The sequence below is a fragment of the Haloferula sp. BvORR071 genome (genome assembly GCF_000739615.1).
Classification (GTDB): Bacteria; Verrucomicrobiota; Verrucomicrobiia; order Verrucomicrobiales; family Akkermansiaceae; genus Haloferula.
The window spans coordinates 135,323-152,992 of sequence record NZ_BATP01000027.1; the positions used below are offsets into that span (position 1 = coordinate 135,323).

The following is a 17,670-nucleotide window of genomic DNA, read 5'->3' on the forward strand; positions in this document are numbered from 1 at the left end:
ATTTGCAGATCATGGCCGTTTTTGCCCCCGTTTATCCGCTTATAATCTGACCCCCGCATTTTAGGGAGTCATGAAAGATAGCTTCTTCCCCATGTCACCTATAGTCCTATTTCACAGCTTTTTCACACGACTCTCAAAGCCTTCAAATGCAGCTGATTCTCTTGTGGATGCGTGGATTCGCAATCCCATTCATGATTCAACTTCGACGCGTCACAGATATTATTTTTCGGTTGTATTGGTATTGTAGTTAGAATAACCACCGCCCGTAGTCTCCCCTACTTCGGATGACCCGTGATCGTTTCCACAACCTCATGGCGGAGCTGGCGCTTTCCCGAAGCGACCAGCCGCGGGAGTTGTTGCGAGAGACGGTGGCGTGGGCCCTACTCGGCTATGGGGTGCTGCTCGCCGCTCTCGCGGCCTGCGCCTTGTTCGCGCTGACCGGAGTGATCCTGGCCATCGAGTTCGACACGATCCCGGACACCTTGGCCGCCGGTAGCATCTCCTTGGCCGGGTTCATGGCTGCCGTGCTCGTGATCGGCTGCCTGTGGATGCGTTTTAAGCCGCCACAGGGCATCGAACTCACCGAGGAAGAGCACCCGGAGCTGCTCCGCCTGATCCACGAGACCGGGCGCTTGGCCGGGGGCGTGCGCTTCCACAAGGTGGTCTTGGATGAGGAGGTGAATGCCGCCGTGCTGCAGAATCCCCGGCTCGGCCTCTTCGGCTGGTACCGCAGCTATCTGGTGATCGGCCTGCCACTTATGGAAATGCTTCCACGGGAGGAGTTCCGTGCCGTGCTCGCCCACGAGTTCGCCCACCTCGCCGGTCGCGACGGCCGGATCCTCGCTTGGCTTCACCGTACCCGCGTGACTTGGGAGAAGATCGCCGGTCGCCTCACCGCCAGCCGCATCTGCCCGCTGCTGCCGAAGTTCGTCCACTGGTTCTGGCCACGCTTCAACGCCCGTGCCTTTCTGCTCTCCCGCCACATCGAGTTGGAAGCGGACCGGGCGGCGGCCCAAATCGTCTCCACCGCAGCCCTCGCATGCGGACTGCGACGCTTGGCCATCCAAGGGCAGCGGCTCGAAGAGGAATTCTGGCAGCCGCTGGAATGCACCGTAACGGGCTGCGGCGCGCTGCCCGGCGACGTCATGGAGCGGCTTTCTGTCTTTATCGGCAGCGCTGTCACGGAAGAGACCCAAGAGCACTGGCATACCCGCGCCATGGCCACCCCGGGAGATCCGGCGGATACCCACCCTTCCCTGGCCGAGCGTCTCGTCCGCTTGGGCAACCCTCCCTTCGACCTCGGCCCGCTGCTGCCCTCTGCCAGCGCCGCCGTAGAGCTCCTTGATCCGGACTTCATCATCCGTGCCCGACGGCAATTCAGCGCCAAGTGGCTCACAGAGGCCCGGCGTGCCCGCGCCGCCCTCCGCCCGGCCAATGCAGGCGATGCCCAGGAAGCCCGCGGCGTGCGGGATGCTTGGAAGCGGATCAGCGCGTTGTCCCGCTTGGACGGCTTGGAAAAGATCCAGCCGGAAGTCGTCGCCCTGCTCGAACGCCGGCCCGACCATACCGGAGCCCTCTATCTGCGCGGCTGCCATCTGGCGGCGAAGGGCGACATCCAGTCCGCCGATTTCCTGGAACGGGCCGCCGCGGATCCGATCATAGCCCCGCGCGCCTTCGAGACCCTCGCGCAATTTCACTCCCGCTTCGGGGACCCCGCCGCCATGCCTGGGCTCAAGGAGCGCGCCGAGCAGCACGAGCGCGAACTCCGCGCCGCCCTGATCGAGCGCAGCCAGGTGCAGCCGAAGGACTGCTTCCTGCCCCACGACCTCAGCCCCGCCGAGCTGGAGCGCCTGAGGGAGGTCCTGACCGCAGAACCGGTTATCCAGCGCGCGTGGCTCGGGGCCAAGCAGGTCAACCACTTCCCCGGCTGGAAGCACCTCGTCCTCATCGTCGATGCCCGCTGGCCCGCCTTCAAGGCGGTCTCCGAACGCATGCAGAAGCAGCTGCTCGAACGCATCTCCGAGCGCTGTGAAATGGATTCCCATGTCCAAACCCTGCGCCTCGACGAAGGCACCCGGCCCCTGCTCAAGGCGATCCGCCGCCGCGTGGCCGACAGCGAAGTCTACCGGAGGGCCTGAGGGTCCCCGCAAAATTCCGGAAAATAATTTCGGAATCTTTGAACATTCACTCCGGACCGCTGTCTGAATCCATGAAGACCGCGCGTTGCGTGAGTTTTCATGTAAGGGTGAACAGCATATATTGTCAGCTCCCGGCTTCGGCTGGGGTTGATGGTTTTAGCCGCCGGGGGTGGGACCCCGGCGGCAATTTTTTTGCCTGCGAGGGCCTATTTTCTAGGCCGCGGAGCCATTGCCGCCGCCACGGCCCCCGGGAGATTCACTCCGCCCCTGCCGCCGAGCCGGGCGTCGATCGCCTCCAACCGCTGGATCAAGTCCCTGACTTCCTTGCGGGTCGCGGGGCCGCCAGCCGCGTCGCAGAAATGGGTGCGGCAGCCGAAGGGGCGGCCCTCATAGATCTGGCAGCGGTTCATTTTCAGAAAGGGACAGGCCCCATCCGCAGTCTCCGGCACGCTGGTGCGGCCCGCCGCCCGCCATGCCATCGCCGCCACGAGGGCTTCGCCCTTGGTCAGGAAGGGCGTCCGGCCGGTCATCCGGAAGCGGCAGCAATCGCCCCGCCCGGTGCAATTGCGCTCGATCGGGCGGGCCTCCCACTCGGCATAAATCGCCCTGACTTCCGCCGCGATCGCGCGGGTTTCAGCATCCGGCTTCACGGCAGATCCAGCTTTTGCACCCGGATGCCCCGGAACTCGACCCGCCCGCGCGTGAACTGCAAGCCGATGTGGCCTGACCCGAGCGGCCGGCGGTCCGCGTAGCTCACCACTTCCTTGCCGTCGATCCAGACGGTCACCTTGCCACTCTCCACCTTGACCCGCATTTTCCGCCAGTCCGGCGAGTCTGCGGGGTCATTGGTCCGCAGGCGACCGTTCAGGCTGCCGGTCGGGTAGGCGCTGGAAGTAGGCGCGATATTCACCTCGTAGCACTCGCTGCCGGGGTTCGCGACTTCCTTGGGGCTGTTGAGCATCACCCCGCTCTCCGTGTCCTGCCCGGCCCGGAAGCTGAGCTCGAGCTCGAAGTCGCGATAGGTGGCCCGGGTCGTCAGCAGGCCATCCTGACCCTTGCTGGCCACGATCGCGCCGCCCTCGACGCGCCAGTCGGCCTTGCTCTGGGCCTCCCAGCCCGTGAGATCGCTGCCATTGAAGAGGTCCTCCCAAGTGCCCGCCGCCGCGAGACCGGCGGAGAGCAGGAAGGCCGCTGCCACCCCGCCGATGATTCTCATGATGGTTGCAGTTTGAGCCGGTCCGGGAATCCTTGCAAGTGCGCTCCGGGAAGCGACCGCCGTCACATGAAAAAGCGGTAGCCGAATCGCCTTCTCGCGACAAAAATGCGCATCCCGCGTCGCTTGCTGCCGGCCCAGAACCGCTTTTCGCCATGAACCTTCGCTCGCTGCTTCTCGCCCTTGCCACTGCTCTTCCGATCCATGCCGCGGTTTTCCAAGAGCCCGCCAAGGACGAGCACATCGTCATGATCGGCGACGGCCTGGGAGAGCGGATGCAGTACTACGGGAACTTCGAGACCCAGCTCCACCTGCGCTACCCGGACAGCCATCTGGTCTTCCGTAACATGTGCTTCCCGGGCGACACCCCGGCCTACCGCCCCCGCGCCGGTCGCAGCACGCCGTGGGCCTTCGAGGGGGCTGAGAAGCTCCGTCCCGAATATGCCCAGCACAAGGGCGAGGGCCACTACCCCTCCGAGGACGAGTGGCTCACGGTCTGCAAGGCGGACACCATCCTCGCCTTCTTCGGCTACAATGAATCCTTTGAAGGCTCCGAGGGCCTCGCCAAGTTCCGCGCCGAGCTAGACGCCTTCGTCACCCACACCCTCGCGCAGAAGTACAATGGCAGTTCCGCCCCGAAGCTGGTGCTGGTCTCGCCGATCGCCTTCGAGGATCTGACCCAGTACTTCGACCTGCCCGACGGCAAGCAGGAGAACGCCAACCTGGAGATGTATGGCGGCGTGATCCAACAGATCGCCGCGGAGCGTCAGGTCGGCTTCATCGATCTCTTCCACCCCACCCAAAAGCTCTACGCCGACATCAAGGAGCCGCTCACCTTGAACGGCTTTTCACTCACCGCGGGGGGCGACCGCCGACTCTCCCAAGTGCTGGCGGATGCCCTCTATCAGCCAAAGGATCTGATCCTCCAGGCCGATCCCGAGAAGGTCCTCAAGGCCGTGAACGATAAGGCGTGGTTCTGGCAGAATGACTACCGCATGCTCAATGGCGTGCATGCCTACGGCCGGCGTTGGAAGCCCTACGGCGATTTCAACTACCCGGAGGAGATCGAGAAGATCCGCCAGATGACCGCCAACCGCGACATCGCGGTCTGGAAAACGGCGAAGGGCGAGACGCCCAACCTGGCGGAACTCGATGCCAAGACCCGCCCGCTCGACCCGGTGCCCACCAATTTCACGGGCGAGATCAAGTACCTGCGCGAGAAGGCCGCCCTGCAGAGCTTCAAGCTGATGGATGGCTTCGAGATCAACCTCTTCGCTTCCGAAGAGGATTTCCCGGATCTCGCCAATCCGATGCAGATGACCTTCGACAACAAGGGCCGTCTGTGGGTGGCGACCATGCCGTCCTATCCGCACTATCGCCCCGGCGATCCGATGCCGAATGACAAGATCCTGATCCTGGAGGATACCGATGGCGACAACCGCGCGGACAAGCAAACCGTCTTCGCCGATGGCCTGCACCTGCCGATCGGCATCGAGCTCACCCCCGGCGGCCTCTTCGTCTCCCAGGAGCCGAACCTGATGCTGCTGCGTGATACCGATGGCGACGACAAGGCCGACCGCCGCGAATACCTGCTGCACGGCTTCGACCCGCACGATACCCATCACGCGATCCACGCCTTCTCCACCGATTCCGCCGGCGCGCTTTACATGGGTGAAGGCGTCTTCCTGCACTCACAGGTGGAAACGCCCTACGGCCCTCAACGCTGCACCGGCGGTGGCATCTGGCGCTTCGATCCCAAGACGTGGCGCCTTGAGCGCTACGTGCAGACCTACTTCAACAATCCCTGGGGCATCGCCTTCGATGATTGGCAGCAGTGCTTCATCGCCGATGCATCTGGCGGCAACAACTGGTGGGCGCTGCCGATCTCGATCAAGGCTCCCTTCAGCTACGAGACCGGGAAGATTGCCGAGTTCGCGCCGAAGTATTCCCGCCCCACCGCCGGTGCCGAGTTCATTTCCTCGCGCAACTTCCCGGATGAGCTGCAAGGCGGCTTCATGACCAACAACTCGATCGGCTTCCTGGGCACCAGCATCCACAAGATCTGGGAAGATGGCGGCGGCTTCTCCGGCAAGCACCTCGCCGATCTGGTCACGAGCTCCGACCCGAACTTCCGCCCCGCCGACCTTGAGTTCGCACCGGATGGCTCGCTCTACATCACCGACTGGCACAACGCGCTGATCGGCCACATGCAGCACTCGGCACGTGACCCAAACCGCGACCACACGCACGGCCGCATCTATCGCGTGGCCTACAAGGGCAAGCCGCTGGTGAAGCCTGTGACCATTGCCGGTGCGGAGATCCCGAAGCTTTTCGAACTGCTCAAGGAGCCCGAATACCGCACCCGCTACCGTGCCCGCCGCGAACTCCGCGGACTCAAGGCCGAGGTGATCGTGCCCGCCGCGAAGGCCTGGGTGGAGACCCTCGACAAGGCCGATCCGCGCTACGAGCACCACGTCGCCGAAGCACTGTGGGTGACCTGGGGCCAGAACCAGGTGGACCACGACTTGTTAGAGCAATGTCTCAACGCGAAGGCCCATCAGGCCCGCGCCGCCGCGGTGGAGGTGATCCGCAACGCCTGGCGGAAGATCCCCGACCACGCTGCACTCCTGATGAAGGCCGCCGCGGATCCCGATCCGCAGGTGCGGCTGGAAGCCCTTGCCGCCGCATCATGGCTCGACAATACCGATGGCGCAAAGATCGCGCTAGAAGTGCTGAAGTCGCCGATCGACAAGTGGATGCCGGAAGCGATCAAGACCGCTTTCCTCACCCTCGGAGATGACATCGAGCTGCTGAAGAAGGACGGCAAGCTCGACCTATCCAACAACCCGCGCGCCGCCGACTATCTCTCCGGCAAGCTGAAGATCGAAGCGGAAGAAACCACCAAGGCGGAACCGGAACCGAAGCTGCCCGCCGCGGAGCTGGAACTCTGGCGCCTCGGCAAGGAAGTCTACGGCCGCGATGCCCATTGCTTCACCTGCCACCAGCCGGATGGCAAGGGCCAGGCCGCGATCTATCCACCGCTCGCCGGCAGCGAGTGGGTCACTAGCAGCGATGATGAGCGCCTCATCAAGCTGACCCTGCACGGTCTAACAGGACCAATCACCGTTAAGGGTGAGAAGTACGGCATCAATGCAAGCGTCCCACCGATGACTCCCCTCGGTCTGCTCATGAACGACCGCGAACTTGCGGGTGTACTCACCTATATTCGCAATAGCTTCGGCAATCAGGCACCTGCAGTGGATCCCGCGAAGGTCGCGAAGGTCCGCGAAGCGCTCAAGGACCACGTGCCTCCTTATCAAGCAGAGCAGTTACTGAAGGAGCATCCCTTCCAAAAGCAGGGCGAGTAACCGCGAGATTGGCACCGGCGTTTAGTCGCCGGTGCAAAATCGCAGAATCGATTCGCTAATTTATCGTAACATTCAATCGGATCACGTGAATCCGGCGGGGGCATGAAGTTGCCTCAGCACTTCGGCGGCGGCACTTGGCACGGTGGCACGCCAGCCGCTGGTATCGGGGCATGGCACGAGTTGGATTTCTCTTGGATATGGACGGGGTCATTTACCGGGGTTCCCGGTTGGTGCCCGGTGCATCCGATTTCATCACCCGATTAAGAAAGCACGGAATTCCCTTCCGCTTCCTCACGAACAATTCCCAGCGCGCCCGCCGCGATGTGGCGCTCAAGCTTCACCGTCTCGGCATCGAGGCCAGCGAGAGCGAGATCTTCACCTGTGCGATGGCGACGGCACGTTTCCTCGCTTCGCAAAAGGCAAATGGCACCGCTTATGTGGTCGGTGAGCACGGCTTGGCCGCAGCATTGCATCGTAATGGCCTGACAGTGGTCGATGACGACGCGGATTTCGTGGTGATCGGCGAAGGCCGCACCATGACCTTCGAGATGATCGAGCGCGGAGTCCGCCTGGTAGAGAAAGGTGCGCGCCTCATCGCCACCAACATCGATCCGAGCTGCCCGACGGATCAAGGAACGCGCCCCGGCTGCGGTGCGATCGTCGCGATGATCGAGCGCGCCACCGGCGTGCAGGCCTTCTCGGTAGGCAAGCCTAGTCCCATCATGATGCGCGCCGCGCGCAAGGAGATGGGCTTGCGCACCGATGAGACCATCATGGTCGGTGACACCATGGAGACTGATATCCTCGGTGCGGTGCAGATGGGCTATCGCAGCGTGCTCGTCCTGAGCGGCGGGACCAAGCGCCAGGACCTGAAGAACTTCGCCTATCAGCCGGATATCATCATCGACCACGTGGGCAAAATCCCCGACGAGTTTATTTTCGAAAATATGCCAGCCTTGGCACAATGAAAGCTTTCCTTGGTTAGCGGATGGTCCGCGGTGGATAGGTGGTTTCTTGGGTTTAACTGCCTGTCCATCGCGGCTAGCGCCACGGCCGGCGAGGAGTTTCTTGGGTTTAACTCCGGTGCCGGCCGTGGCATTTTCCGCCCTTGGGGTGAGCGCTTGGGTGGCTATGGTCCCTCTGGCTCTTCCATAGGACCTATAGGACCTATAGGTCCTATTTCTTCTGGTGCGGGTGCGCTTCTTGGGGTGATGATCCCCCTCCCATGACCACGGAGATCGAAGCCCTGCTCTGCCGCATCGAAGCGAAGCACGGCATCCGCATTCCCTATGCCTGCGAATCGGGCAGTAGGGCTTGGGGCTTTGCGTCTCCGGACAGCGACTACGACATCCGCTTTCTCTTCCTGAGGCCTGAGAGCACGTATTTCTCGATCTGGGAAGGCACGGACGCGATTGATCTGCCCCTGGAAAACGAGCTGGATGCCGGTGGCTGGGATATCCGCAAGGCCGCACGCCTGCTCGGCAAGTCGAATGGCGCGCTGGTCGAATGGCTACACTCACCGGTGGTCTATCGCAATGAAGGCGGATTTTGCGAACGCTGGCGAAGTACGGCGCGCGCCGTATTTTCCCCCAAGTCGTCGCGCGAACACTACCTCGGCCTCGCCCGCCAGATGGTGAGAGGCAAGCTGCAGGACGAGCAAGTCCGCGCGAAGGACTACCTCTACGCACTGCGCTCCACGCTCTGCGCACGCTGGATCGCGGAGGGCAAGGGCATCCCGCCGGTGGCCTTTGGCGAACTCATCCCCAGCGCCCCGTCAGACGTGCAGGCGCGGATCCCGGGCCTGCTGGAACACAAGGTCCGCACGATGGAAGGCGAACGCATGCCGCGGATCGCCGCGCTGGACGAGTTTCTCAACGCAATCCTGGAGGAACGCCTGGACATCCCTGCAGGCGATCCCGATGGAGTCCTCCTCGACCAGCTCTTCCGCAACGAGTTCCGCCAGAGTGTCGCAATCCTCACGCCCGCAGAGCTCACCTTGGAGAGAGTCCGCCAGCCGGATCTCCTGCTGATGGAGAGTGTCGCGGGCAGCCGCGCCTATGGCACGAACCTAGATCACTCCGACGAAGACCTGCGCGGAGTTTTCGCCGCCCCACGGCCCTTCCTGCTCGGCCTCGACGAAATCGAGCAGGTCTCCGACGAGCGTGGCGACGAAGTCTACTACGAACTCGGCCATTTCGTGTCCCTGCTCCTGCGCAACAACCCGAACGCCCTGGAACTGCTGGCGATGCCGGAGGACTGCATCCGCCACCGTCACCCGGCCTTCGCGCTGCTGGAGCCTCGGATCTTCCTCTCCAAGCTCTGCGCCAAGACCTTCGGCGAGTATGCCATGGGCCAGATCCGCAAGGCCCGAGGCCTGAACAAGAAGATCGTGAACCCACAGCCGGAGCAGCGCCGCGCGATGCTCGACTTCTGCCACGTGCCGGAAGGCCAGGGCAGCGTGCCAGTGCTGGAGTGGCTTGCCGCCCGCGGCATCGACCCGAAGCGCTGCAGCCTCACCGCCGTGCAGCACGCGGCGGGCATGTATGCCATCTACGATGATCCCCGTAGTGAGTCGCGCGGCCTGGTCTCACCGAAGGACCCGGACGCCCTGATCTTCAGCAGCGTGGCCAAGGAAGCCCAGCCGGTGACTTGGATGCACTTCAACCAGGACGCCTTCCAGGCCCACTGCAAGGCCCACCGCGAGTATTGGGAATGGGTCGAGCAACGGAACCCCGAGCGCTACGCCACCAATGCCCAGCACGGCCGCGGCTACGATTCGAAGAACCTGATGCATACTTTGCGACTGCTCGACATGGCCGGCGAGATCGCGCGTGAAGGCGCACTGCGCATCCGCAGACCGAACCGCGAGTATCTACTCCGGGTGCGGGCCGGGGAATTTGAGTATGAGGAACTCGTGGCAAAGGCGGAGGCCCAGCTGCTTGAGGTGCAAGCGGCGTTCGAGCAGTCGTCCTTGCCTGAGCAACCTGACCGCGCAGAGGTGAATGCGCTGCTGGTGCGGATCAGGGAGGCGTTTCCGGGCTGAGATCCTTCTGCGATTCCAACCGCTTGTTCAACGCCATGGCGAAGAATTCCCCCTTCCCGGAGATGAAGTCGTGGAGGCGGATCGAGCCCTGCTTCTTGGTGGGAAGGACCCACCACTGGAGGAGATCCGAGCGAATCGGTGCCCCAACTTCAGACCAGGGGATCACCCGCGACCTCCGCCACGCCGAGCGCGTGTAGATCGCGTTTTCATCGAAGCTGATCTTCACGAGGAAACTCTCCAACAGCAGCGGCACGGACAGACCGGTGAAGAGCAGGGTGGCGATCACTGGATCTTTGGAAAAGGCGGACTGCAGGAACATTGCGACGATCAGCCCCACCGGAATCAATCCGGCAGCGATCGAAAAGGCCTTCATCGCCACTCCATACTCCACCCATTTCACCTCGCCGGAGACCCGGGCCGGACGATCGGCAGCCCTCACGAAGGCTGCCATGGCCACGGGCACCACCACTGCAATCAGCGCGGGAGTGATCCAAGCGTGGTCATCGGCCATGCGCTATCTTTCCCGGGACCCGCAGCTTGCTGCAATTTGAAAGTATCCGGATACATCCCGGTTCTTGCGAGCTGGCGGCTTGCCTCGCGCCACGAGAAATGAGATAGTCTCCCATGCCAGAGTACCATCCTGGTTTGCAGACCTTCTTTCTGCCTCTCCGCGAAGGCGATGTCACCTTGCGGGAGGGAATGGAACGGCTCCTGTCCATCGGCAATCCCCAGTCGGAGGTGCCGTGGATCGTGCGGGTGATGGAAAACCCCGCCTTCAACGTGCCACCGCTATCGCTCTTCCGCGGGCGGGTCACGCTCCAGCAGCACGATTGCATCCATCTGCTGCTCGGTCGCGGCACGACCCTGATGGACGAGGCTTTCGTCGTCGGCTTCACCATGGGCTCGACCAAGAGGATGCGCAGCTCGGCCACCGAGCTTTTCGGAACGGTCGCGGGACATTTCTACCCGAAAGCCTACCGCTTTCCGCCGCTAGCCTGTCGGGTCTTCCGGGATGCGGTGCATCTCGCCGCGATCTCGAATTGCCAGCCGCTCGACCAGGTCGACTTCGATGCGCTCATGGATTACCCGCTGCGTGAAGTGCGCCGTCGTGTAGGCGTGGAGGAAGGCTTGCTGCAAGCCTACTACGAGCTGGAGGCGGCACGGCATCCGAAGATCGCGGCGTGTCGGCGGCTGGTGGAGAGCAAGACGGCGGCGTGAGAGCTCGACAATCAAGCCCGGGCACTTTGTTAGATCGCTCTACTCCGGTCTTCCGTTGATCCCGAAGGGATCACAGCGGCAGTAGCCGGGGGTTGAGCGAGGCACGAGCGACACCCCCCGGTTCCCTGCCTGAAAGAATATGCGATCCCGAAGGGATCGTAGCGCTGCCCAATCTGCCGATTCGTCAGCCCGAGACCCTTCACCAGCGCACGGTGCTTTCCTTCATCCGCGGATCTAGACCTTCTACCCGCCCTGCTGCGATCCCTTCGGGATCGGAAAATCCTTCCCGGCCGCATACCGGTGGTGTCGCTTCGCTCAACCACCGGCTACTGCAGCTTTGATCCCTTCGGGATCATGGAAGCCTGACCACGTTCGACGGATCTATCGGCTTACTCGGAACAGACCTCGAAGAAGCGGATCAAATGCCCAGTTCATCGCGCATTTGATTGACCATTTCGTTGGTCATCACCCCGCCACGCTCCTTCTTCAGCACTGGGCATCCGAGTTCACAAATCTCGAAACAATCTTCCACATCTCGCCTTTTGAGGACCGGAACTCCGTAGCTATCGATCTCAAAGAACTCCGCTTCCTCCGGGGATAATTGAACTGGCTCCGCCTTCACGGCCTGAGGCACCTCGATAGCCTTCTCCAAACCCTCAATCATCAACTTATTGAGCGTGGTCTTCCGCTGCATCGCCACCTTCTCGGCGCGATGCAGGAGCTCGTCGGGAAGCTCGACGATCATTTCCACAGAGACATTCATACGGACACGGCTCCCAAGTGTCAAACCAGCGCGCCCACACCTCGTTCCGACCCCGACCTCACTTCCTCTTCACCGGAGCCTCAATGATCCCCTCTTCCGTCTCTTGCTTGAGCCGGAGCTGGCCGCAGGCTGCGTCGATGTCGTGGCCCTTCTCCAAGCGCAGGGTCGCGGAGACGCCCGCGTTCTTGAGGATATCGCGGAAGGCCCGGCACTGGGCCTCGGAAGGCCGCTTCCAATCGAGACCCTCCACCGTGTTGTAGGGGATCAGATTCACCTTCGCCTTCAGCCGCCGCGCGTGGTTGGAGAGGATGCGCGCCTGCTCGAGGTGATCATTCACGCCCTCGATCAAGATGTACTCCAGAGTGAGGTGCTGTTTCTTCTTCGAGTTCCAGTAGTCCAGCGCCTCGAAGAGTTCCGCTGTGCCCCACTTCTTGTTCACCGGCATGATCTGCCCGCGCACTTCATCCGTCGCGCCGTGCAAGGAGATCGCCAGGCGGATCTGCTGCGGGTGATCCGCCAGCTTGCGGATCTGCGGCACCAGACCGGAGGTCGAGATCGTGAGATGCCGCGCGCCGAGGTGCAAGCCCCAGGGCGAGGTAATGATCGAGATCGCTGCCAGCAGATTGTCCAGATTCGCCAGCGGCTCGCCCATGCCCATGAAGACCAGGTTGTCCACCCGCTCGCCGGAGATCCGCTCCGCCATCAGCACCTGTCCGGCGATTTCCGCCGGATCCAGATTCCGGCTGAAGCCTGCCAAGCCGGAGGCGCAGAACTTGCAGCCATAGGCACAGCCGACCTGCGAGGACACGCAGAGAGTCCGCCGGTCCGACTTCTCGCCATAGAGCGCCGGATTCGCCGGAATCAGCACGCTTTCCACATAGCGCCCGTCCTGCAGCTTGAAGAGGAACTTGCGGGTGGTGTCCGCGCTGCCCTGGGTCCGAGCGGCCTCCAAGGCATGCAGGCGGAAGCCAGCGGCGAGCTTCTCGCGCAGGGTGGCGGGCAGATTGCTCATCGCGGCGACCGAGTCGGCCTTCTTCTTCCAGATCCAGTCGAGGATCTGCCCGGCGCGGAACGCCGGTTGCCCCTCGGTAGCCAAATAGGCCTCCAAGGCAGCGGGGTCATAACCTGTCAACGCCGGCAGCACGCCGGCAGCATGGACCCGATTCGCTGCGGGGCCAATGCGGAATCTACGGAGATGGCCGGGGCTCGCCCCGACGGGCTTCGAGCGAGCGCTGGATCCAAAGGTCCGCCTCGTCCGCAGGAATTGATTTCACTTCACCGACGATTGTCGCGACGCAGCGTTCCCTACCGTGCGAACCCGAGAAAGGCGGAGAAATCGCCAGCGCGAGGGAAGCGTCGCTGTCAGTCGTCAGCCCCCCTCCCAAGTAGATCACCGACTCGTGCGGCATATCCCGGTCCCAGTAGTGCTGCCCGCGTTTCTCAAGGTCCTGGAGGTATCGGATCCCGCTATCGACCGGCAGTTCCGCAACCGTCTCCGGGAATTTTCCGTCGTGATCCAGGGAGTACATGAGAGCTGCGGTAGAGTAGCCTCTCACGAGACCCCTGGCGCTGCTATTGCCTTTCCCCTGCTCCCGGTAGAACCAGCTCACCCGGAAAGTCCCTGCAACTGTAGCAAGATCCCCGGCACGAGGAAGGCGATCACGAAGAGCACCGGAATCACGGCGCCCAAGGCGAGCGAGTTTCCTACCGGCCAGCGCTTCCCCTTCTTCACCGCCCACGGGCGCAAGAAGACGTGAATCCCCACCACCGCGAGCCCAAAGGCTGCGAGACCCGGCACCCAGGTCGCTGCATTCGTGGAAATCAAGGGGAGATTCGTCGCGAGGAAGAACCAGAAACCAACGAGCAGTCTGAACAAGAGCTGCGTCGCTCCAAACTGACTGCCGAGGGCCAAGAGAAAGAGCGCGACGACAAGCCCCACCAGAATCACGACCGCCCAGAAGATGGAAACCACCAGGGCCAGGGAATTGCTTCGCCATGTTTTCCGCTCGGTTGTCATGGCTCGACCTCCCCTTCCATCAGGTCCTGGACTTTCGATGCCGGTTGCATCGAGACCGAGCCCGAGGCAAATCCAACGACGACCATCCCACCCAGGCCAGGACGTCCGGGGGAGACGAGTAGCACGTAGTTCTCCGTCACTTCATGAGAGCCCGGCTTGAGATAGATGAAGGGCTCAAGCGGCCGCCCCGCGGAGGGGGCAATCCGCGAGCAGCCGCGAAGCTTCGGGAATGCTTCCTCCACCTCCGCCAAGGTTTCGGGATATCTCCCTTTGCTCGTTTTGAATTCGAGCACGCCATCCAACAAATCCCTCGTGGCGTCCCTGACCTTGCTGGAGCTCGAACGTGGCCCCGTGGAATCGATCGACTGGGTGCTGAGCAGCCAGGCAAGCTGATGGGTGATCCCGCTCATTGCGATCGCGGCGGCACTCGCCAAGAGCAGCAGTGCAATCACGCAAAGGGTCTGCGGCAGCCGCCATATCGTAGCCCGCTCCCTGGAAGCCACTAGCCAGAGCATGAAGCGATGCCCGACCGGGATTGCGATCCCCAGACAAGCCAAAGGCAGCAGGAGCGCAGGCCACTGTGGCAGTAGCGGAGGCAAGACATTCTCCGCATGCCACCACCAGCCGATCCCCATGTGGCTGACAAACAAGAAAGGAACCGCATTTCCCATCAAGGCCAACAGGAAGCAGAGCCCGAGGAAAAGGACCGGGCCGCCGATCCATCGCAGCCACCGCTGGGCGGAGGATCGCTTGGGCGGGCCCAGCTCTTCGTTGCCGTTCATTTGCGGAACTGCCTTTCCAGGTCACTCTTCAGAGTCCCCTCGTCGCGGTCCTCGATATTCCCATCCGCAAGCAGGATGAAGCGTCGCCCACCTGCGGTTGAAGGCTCATAGACCAACACCTCGCGCCCGCCTCCCGGGCGAACATCCGACATCAGGCAATACAGGCCGCCGCCACGGAATTGCCATAGCTCGGGCGTGATTCCTTCGACCAAAGGCCCCGGCGGAGCCTTGCCCCCGTGCTGCTTGGCGTAAGCCCAGATCGCCTCCTGCAGTTCGCGCAGCGCACTGCGGCGCTCGTCCTTGCCAAGGTAAGCCACTCCGCCCTCGCGCGTCCGATAGCCGATGCCTTGCTTCTCCCATGCGCCGGGCGTCATCACCTCCCGCGCGCCGGAGATCATGGTCAGCACCACGTAGAACATCATCCCGCTGAGGAATACCAAGCCGAGTGCACGCCGGTAGTTCAGCTTCGGCAGCGCCGTGAAGGTCTTGCCGAGGTAGTTCCACAGCAGCTTCACCAGCCAGGAGATGAAGAGGTAGGCAAAGAGGAAAAAGGACAGCGCATCCAGCCGCGCCCGTGCGATGTCCGTGAGGGTGATCACCGTCATCCCCGCCGAGGCTTGGCCCAAGGTAGCAAGCCAGAGCAAGGGGATGAGGGCAGCGGCGTGTCTCGGGTTTGCCACGGTCATAAGATGGTCCTGTTAGGGAAGGCTTGGCAAGGCGGCGGCGGTGAAGAGCGCGTGAAATTCACGGGGAAGCCAGGCTCCGCCGCAGGTCGAGGGCACGCTGAATCCACTCGGCGGTCTCCGAATCGTCAATCTCACGGTCCTTGCCATCCGCCGTGTTGACCGTGCGCTTCCAGATGCCCGCTTGCCCGCGGTAGCAGGGAGAGATGAGCAATGTAAAGGAAGGATCCAGCCTGGTGGGTAGGCCGCCTGCCAGATAGATTGGCAGTTCTGGAGGCAGTTCCGCATCCGGGTGGAACAAAAGTCCTTCAAGGCCCGAGCCTCTGGGCTGCAGGCCTGCGAGGGATTCCGGAAAGCGGTCCTTTTCCTTCGCGATGAGCCAGAGCTTGAAGCGCAGTTGGGTCATCATGCCCTGCACGCTGCCATGGTGGGTGGCATAGGTGGCGGTGGTCCATCGCATGTGCCTGAACTCAGCGGCACGCCGGGCTCCTTCGCAGACGAACAAGGAAACCGCAAACCAGGTCGTAAGAAGAAGGGTCAGCAAAAGCCGTTGCCTTGCGGACCAATGACTCCCATGGCTCCGCATCCAGAGCCTGCCGAGAATCCAGGTGAGCGCTGCGGCTATTGCGACCAGTACCGCGAACGCCATCCACACACGGACATCCGCGACGATTGCCGAAAATTCCCGGAAGAGGAACAAGGCGAAGCCCAGCGTCAGATGGAATCCGATCGACTGAACGGTCTCTTCCTTTCCCGGTAGGCCACCCGTGTCCACCAGCAGCGACAGGACCAAGGGCAGGCCGAACAGAATCATCAGCACGAGCAGAATCATCCCCACCAAGCCCAATCCAGAGGAGGGAGAGTCGCTCATCCCGGACGAAAAACCGCGGGAGCGGCAACTCGTCGCTCACAACGCCGATAAAGCAGAGGCCGGCAAATTTAATTCACGGCCCCAGCGCCTTGAGGGCCGCGGAGAACTCCCCCGGAAAATCGGGGCGCAATGCCCCCGTTTCCAAGAGTTCGTTGGCAGCTTCCCCACGGCCGAAATACGCAGCACTCAGCCACTGCAAGGCTTCGAGCTTCCGGTGATCCGGCAGGTCGAAAAAGGTGCCGTCCTCGATCCCGGGCACATTCTGCCTCAGGTAGGCCGAGGCTTGCCCCCCCTGCTCATGCGCCCCGATCAATTCGAGCACCAGTTCCCGGATCCTCTCCACCGGGGAAAGCTGTGGCCGGAGCTTTTTCTCGAGAAGCTGGCCCACATCGGGACAAGCCTGCAGCAACGCCCGCCACTCCTCCAAGATCGGCAAGTCGGCCGCCGCCCAATCCAGCAGTGTCAGTTCTTCCAAGTCGCACCAGCAGATCTCCGAGTGCTCGTGCGGATGCGGCTCACCCTTGGCGATCCGGCATAGGATCGGGTGCAGACGGATGGGGCCCTTGCCGTAGTCCCAGATCACCGGCGTCAGCGACTCTCCGGTCTGTACGGTGACTCCCAGCTCCTCCTCCAGCTCCCGGACCAGCGCGGTGGCGGCGTCTTCGCCCTCCTCCAGCTTGCCGCCGGGAAATTCCCACTTTCCGCCGAGGTGCTTGCCCTCCGGCCGGCGGCAGGCCAGCAGCCGCCCCGTCTCATCGAGGATCAGCCCGGCTACGACCTCAATCATGGCTCACTCAGCGCCCGTCGGCGAGGCGCTCGGCCAGCATCGGCGGCAGCCCGGCATCCAGGATCTTCTTCTGCGTCGTCGCGATGTCGTATTCCACGCGGCGGAAGACCACGAGGTGGTGATCCAGATCGTAGATCGCGTAGCAGGCCCGCCAATCGCCATCGCGCGGCTGGCCGACCGAGCCGGCGTTGATGAAATACTTCGAGCCTTCCTCGATCACCACGGACTCCGCGGGCACTTCCTGCACCTTGTCCGTCTTCACATACACCCGCGGCACGTGGGTGTGGCCGTGGAAGCAGACTTGGGTGAACTGGTAGGAGAAGTTCGACATCGCGTCGAAGCGGTTCGTCACGTAGTTCCAGTTCGCTGGCTGATCGAGGGTGCTGTGCACCACCGTAAAATCCTCCACTTGGCGGACCATCCGCAGGCGGCGCAGCCACTGCCGCTGCTCATCGCTGAGTTGCTGGCGGGTCCACTCCAGCGCGGCGGCGGCCACCGGGTTCATGGCGTCCAGCGAGTGGGTCCCGGAGGCATCCTCGTCGTGGTTGCCCTTTACCACCGGGCAGTTCATCGCCCTTACCCGCTCCAGGCAGGCGGCCGGATCGGCGTTGTAGCCCACCACATCGCCCAGACACACGTAATCGGTGCAGCCCTGCTTCTCGGCATCCGCCAGCGCTGCCTCTAGGGCTTCGAGATTGGCGTGAATGTCTCCAAAGAGCGCGAGTCGCATGGGGAATCAGTAAGGCGGGAGAGGCTTTAGGAGAGGGGCCGGGGACCTGTCGAGTCA

At 62.8% G+C, this 17,670-nt stretch carries 17 protein-coding genes; 5 read left to right on the plus strand and 12 right to left on the minus strand.

The features are described 5' to 3' along the window. Window positions 1-284: 284 nt before the first annotated feature. Window positions 285-2,138 (plus strand): M48 family metallopeptidase, encoded by a 1,854-nt coding sequence (locus tag BV071_RS15195; RefSeq protein ID WP_035608730.1) that lies wholly within the window; start codon window positions 285-287, stop codon window positions 2,136-2,138. Between the two features lie 206 nt (window positions 2,139-2,344). Here BV071_RS15195 and BV071_RS15200 read toward each other — a convergent pair whose 3' ends face one another. Then, the gene (locus BV071_RS15200; RefSeq protein WP_035608733.1) at window positions 2,345-2,788 is read right to left on the minus strand and encodes a YkgJ family cysteine cluster protein; all 444 of its coding nucleotides are present in this window, start codon (window positions 2,786-2,788) and stop codon (window positions 2,345-2,347) included. Then, window positions 2,785-3,354: a DUF1080 domain-containing protein gene (locus BV071_RS15205; protein WP_035608736.1), complete on the minus strand. Its 570-nt coding sequence runs from the start codon at window positions 3,352-3,354 to the stop codon at window positions 2,785-2,787. Before BV071_RS15205 ends, BV071_RS15200 begins: the two co-directional genes overlap by 4 nt. A gap of 152 nt (window positions 3,355-3,506) precedes the next feature. Between BV071_RS15205 and BV071_RS15210 the strand changes: the two genes are divergently transcribed. The 3 genes from BV071_RS15210 to BV071_RS34765 all read left to right on the plus strand — a co-directional run bounded on the left by BV071_RS15210 (window position 3,507) and on the right by BV071_RS34765 (window position 9,762). Beyond that, window positions 3,507-6,719: a PVC-type heme-binding CxxCH protein gene (locus BV071_RS15210; RefSeq protein WP_035608738.1), complete on the plus strand. Its 3,213-nt coding sequence runs from the start codon at window positions 3,507-3,509 to the stop codon at window positions 6,717-6,719. A 170-nt stretch (window positions 6,720-6,889) separates the two neighbouring features. Beyond that, entirely contained in the window at window positions 6,890-7,687 is a 798-nt protein-coding gene (locus tag BV071_RS15215) for an HAD-IIA family hydrolase (RefSeq protein WP_343123403.1), read from the plus strand. A gap of 257 nt (window positions 7,688-7,944) precedes the next feature. Continuing rightward, on the plus strand, window positions 7,945-9,762 hold the full coding sequence (locus BV071_RS34765) for a nucleotidyltransferase domain-containing protein (protein ID WP_081886016.1): 1,818 nt from the start codon (window positions 7,945-7,947) through the stop codon (window positions 9,760-9,762). On the opposite strand, the gene BV071_RS15230 is transcribed toward BV071_RS34765, so the two are convergent. Further along, window positions 9,740-10,273: a hypothetical protein gene (locus tag BV071_RS15230; protein ID WP_035608743.1), complete on the minus strand. Its 534-nt coding sequence runs from the start codon at window positions 10,271-10,273 to the stop codon at window positions 9,740-9,742. The genes BV071_RS34765 and BV071_RS15230 overlap by 23 nt on opposite strands. 113 nt (window positions 10,274-10,386) lie before the next feature. Here BV071_RS15230 and BV071_RS15235 point away from each other — a divergent pair, with 113 nt between their 5' ends. Continuing rightward, window positions 10,387-10,980: a hypothetical protein gene (locus BV071_RS15235; RefSeq protein WP_035608746.1), complete on the plus strand. Its 594-nt coding sequence runs from the start codon at window positions 10,387-10,389 to the stop codon at window positions 10,978-10,980. 418 nt (window positions 10,981-11,398) lie between these two features. Here BV071_RS15235 and BV071_RS15240 read toward each other — a convergent pair whose 3' ends face one another. The 9 genes from BV071_RS15240 to BV071_RS15280 form a co-directional block, all read right to left on the minus strand. After that, the gene (locus BV071_RS15240) at window positions 11,399-11,725 is read right to left on the minus strand and encodes a hypothetical protein (protein ID WP_035608749.1); all 327 of its coding nucleotides are present in this window, start codon (window positions 11,723-11,725) and stop codon (window positions 11,399-11,401) included. Window positions 11,726-11,801: 76 nt separating this feature from the next. Next, the gene (gene rlmN, locus BV071_RS15245; protein WP_035608910.1) at window positions 11,802-12,884 is read right to left on the minus strand and encodes a 23S rRNA (adenine(2503)-C(2))-methyltransferase RlmN; all 1,083 of its coding nucleotides are present in this window, start codon (window positions 12,882-12,884) and stop codon (window positions 11,802-11,804) included. 46 nt (window positions 12,885-12,930) lie between these two features. Beyond that, window positions 12,931-13,272, minus strand: a complete 342-nt coding sequence (locus BV071_RS15250) for a hypothetical protein (RefSeq protein ID WP_265594475.1) — start codon at window positions 13,270-13,272, stop codon at window positions 12,931-12,933. 77 nt (window positions 13,273-13,349) lie between these two features. Further along, window positions 13,350-13,715, minus strand: coding sequence for a hypothetical protein (locus BV071_RS15255; protein WP_265594476.1), 366 nt, complete (start codon window positions 13,713-13,715; stop codon window positions 13,350-13,352). A gap of 41 nt (window positions 13,716-13,756) precedes the next feature. Then, a complete protein-coding gene (locus BV071_RS15260) occupies window positions 13,757-14,542 on the minus strand; it encodes a hypothetical protein (RefSeq protein WP_035608756.1) in 786 nt (261 codons plus the stop codon). Then, a complete protein-coding gene (locus tag BV071_RS33035; RefSeq protein ID WP_265594477.1) occupies window positions 14,539-15,222 on the minus strand; it encodes a hypothetical protein in 684 nt (227 codons plus the stop codon). Before BV071_RS33035 ends, BV071_RS15260 begins: the two co-directional genes overlap by 4 nt. 64 nt (window positions 15,223-15,286) lie before the next feature. Continuing rightward, window positions 15,287-16,096, minus strand: a complete 810-nt coding sequence (locus BV071_RS15270) for a hypothetical protein (RefSeq protein ID WP_265594478.1) — start codon at window positions 16,094-16,096, stop codon at window positions 15,287-15,289. 73 nt (window positions 16,097-16,169) lie between these two features. Then, window positions 16,170-16,883, minus strand: coding sequence for a (deoxy)nucleoside triphosphate pyrophosphohydrolase (locus BV071_RS34305; protein WP_075090925.1), 714 nt, complete (start codon window positions 16,881-16,883; stop codon window positions 16,170-16,172). A 7-nt stretch (window positions 16,884-16,890) separates the two neighbouring features. After that, window positions 16,891-17,613, minus strand: a complete 723-nt coding sequence (locus BV071_RS15280) for a metallophosphoesterase family protein (RefSeq protein WP_035608762.1) — start codon at window positions 17,611-17,613, stop codon at window positions 16,891-16,893. Window positions 17,614-17,670: the final 57 nt, after the last annotated feature.

Bases quoted from the DNA above. Each gene is read 5' to 3' on its own strand.
- BV071_RS15195 (WP_035608730.1), top strand. From the start codon at position 285: ATGACCCGTGATCGTTTCCACAACCTCATGGCGGAGCTGGCGCTTTCC.
- BV071_RS15205 (WP_035608736.1), bottom strand. From the start codon at position 3,354: ATGAGAATCATCGGCGGGGTGGCAGCGGCCTTCCTGCTCTCCGCCGGT.
- BV071_RS15210 (WP_035608738.1), top strand. From the start codon at position 3,507: ATGAACCTTCGCTCGCTGCTTCTCGCCCTTGCCACTGCTCTTCCGATC.
- BV071_RS15215 (WP_343123403.1), top strand. From the start codon at position 6,890: ATGGCACGAGTTGGATTTCTCTTGGATATGGACGGGGTCATTTACCGG.
- BV071_RS34765 (WP_081886016.1), top strand. From the start codon at position 7,945: ATGACCACGGAGATCGAAGCCCTGCTCTGCCGCATCGAAGCGAAGCAC.
- BV071_RS15230 (WP_035608743.1), bottom strand. From the start codon at position 10,273: ATGGCCGATGACCACGCTTGGATCACTCCCGCGCTGATTGCAGTGGTG.
- BV071_RS15235 (WP_035608746.1), top strand. From the start codon at position 10,387: ATGCCAGAGTACCATCCTGGTTTGCAGACCTTCTTTCTGCCTCTCCGC.
- BV071_RS15240 (WP_035608749.1), bottom strand. From the start codon at position 11,725: ATGATCGTCGAGCTTCCCGACGAGCTCCTGCATCGCGCCGAGAAGGTG.
- BV071_RS15250 (WP_265594475.1), bottom strand. From the start codon at position 13,272: ATGTACTCCCTGGATCACGACGGAAAATTCCCGGAGACGGTTGCGGAA.
- BV071_RS15260 (WP_035608756.1), bottom strand. From the start codon at position 14,542: ATGAACGGCAACGAAGAGCTGGGCCCGCCCAAGCGATCCTCCGCCCAG.
- BV071_RS15270 (WP_265594478.1), bottom strand. From the start codon at position 16,096: ATGAGCGACTCTCCCTCCTCTGGATTGGGCTTGGTGGGGATGATTCTG.
- BV071_RS34305 (WP_075090925.1), bottom strand. From the start codon at position 16,883: ATGATTGAGGTCGTAGCCGGGCTGATCCTCGATGAGACGGGGCGGCTG.
- BV071_RS15280 (WP_035608762.1), bottom strand. From the start codon at position 17,613: ATGCGACTCGCGCTCTTTGGAGACATTCACGCCAATCTCGAAGCCCTA.